Source organism: Methylobacter psychrophilus (assembly GCF_025583945.1).
GTDB lineage: Bacteria > Pseudomonadota > Gammaproteobacteria > Methylococcales > Methylomonadaceae > Methylobacter_C > Methylobacter_C psychrophilus.
The window spans coordinates 1-1905 of record NZ_JAOEGU010000128.1; the positions used below are offsets into that span (position 1 = coordinate 1).

1 protein-coding gene is annotated in these 1905 nt (G+C 49.5%); it reads left to right on the plus strand.

All coding sequences use genetic code 11. The features are described from left to right. Positions 1-180: 180 nt before the first annotated feature. Complete coding sequence (locus N7974_RS20440) at positions 181-1695, plus strand: transposase (RefSeq protein WP_262967375.1); 1515 nt, start codon at positions 181-183, stop codon at positions 1693-1695. Positions 1696-1905 lie beyond the last annotated feature (210 nt).

Genomic DNA, 1905 nt, shown 5'->3' on the forward strand with positions numbered 1-1905 from the left:
GAGCCATTTGCGCTGCCTTGTAGCCTTTGATTTATCTAGCCTACAGAGCCACCTAAAAATCGTTTACCCCAATTTTCAACGGTAGAATAAGGGTTTGAGAGGTACGATCACGGTTTTTTTCGGGTTTTCACCCCAGGATTTATTCTGTAGATAATAGCTGAATGTGTTATAATTAAGTCATTGATAATTATACTAATTAGGTGCTTTATGACTCAGATAGCCGCCGCATTATTTAATTGGGATGCCGTTGAAGCCCGTTCGGATCTGGAGCGTTTTTTCCTGGTTCGTGATAATCTCCCAGACGGTGATTTGATCGCCGCACTGGAAGCGAAACGCGGACTGGGTCGTGATGACTATCCGGTGATTCCCATGTGGAATGCAATAATAGCGGGCGTAGTTTTTCAGCATGAGTCCATTGAATTGTTACAGCGTGAGCTATCCCGAAATCCTTCTTTGTTACAGGCGTGTGGCTTTAATGTTTTACCGCTACAAAAAAAGCCGGTGGCGCAGTTGGTGAAGAATGAGCTCACCGGGCGGATGGACGTGGTTTGGCCGCAAACAGAAGCCCCCTATTATGCGGTACCCAATAGCTGGAATTTTTCGCGTTTTTTGAATAATCTCATTGCGATCGAAACAGCACAAGGACTGGTTAGCCAAATGCTAATTGATTTGCGTGAACAATTGATGGTCGTGTTACCTGATTTTGGTCAACATATGGGCTACGATGGCAAAGCCATCGATAGCCACAGTACCGGACAAGTCAATAACAAGAGCGGACTCTTTTCAGACCCCGATGCCGATTGGGGGCATCACGAAACAGCCGGCGTGAATACCAAAACCGGTACTCCCTGGAAGAAAGTGAAGAGCTGGTTTGGCTATGGTCTACACCTGATTGCCGACACCCACTACGAAATTCCGGTGGCGTTTCATCTGACCCCTGCCTCTCATTCTGAGCAGGTTGAACTTCGGGTTATGCTTGATGAGTTGTTCGAACAAACGCCCGAACTGGCCGAGCGCTGCGCGGATTTTAGTGCGGATCGCGGCTTGGATTGCGCCGAAACCAAGGCCAAGCTGTGGGATGAATCTGGTATCCGTCCACTCATCGACACCCGCGCCTTGTGGCGATCAGAAAAACAAGATCCCGATTATGACCCCAGCCAACCTATTACGCGCCCTCTCTACCTCGATCGGGCGGACACTATTGTGTATACCGAGAAAGGGACGGTGCATTGTGTTTGCTTGGTCACCGGCATCCAACGCGATTTAGCCTTTCAGGGTTTCGAAGCCGATCGGGACACCTTGAAATATCGCTGCCCTGCTGCTGCTTATGGGCTGGACTGCCAGGGTAAAGCCCAATGCCACGCCGCCGGACAAGTAAATCCGGGCGACTATGGACGCATTGTCCGCATTGACATCACGGAGCAAAATCGGCGCATCTTCGTTCCGACACCTCACGGCAGCCCCTCTTGGAAGCTCGGCTATGCACGCCGCAGCGCCTTGGAACGCATTAACAACCGTATCGACAATAGCTTCTGTTTTGAAAAGCACTTTATCCGGGGGCAGGCCAAAATGAAAACCCGTATGGGGCTGGCACTGGCAGTTATGATGGCCATGGCGCTAGGCCATGTGAAAGCGGGACGCATTGAACAGATGCGTTCACTGGTTCAGCCGATTCCGCTTCAAAAAATGGGTTAAAATCGTATCGAGGCGTTCCACAACAACAGCCGATGATACCGGCGAAGAGATTCTATTGCCTAAAAATAGGCACCAATGCGTTTTTTCGATATCCAGCGCCGAAAATCTTCAGATACCGTGTTTGTGAGTCGCCCAAAAAAATATTTTGAGACGAAATACCCGATCTTTTTTCGCCAGTGAATCTGGAAAGGGTTACAGCGCAAATGGCTC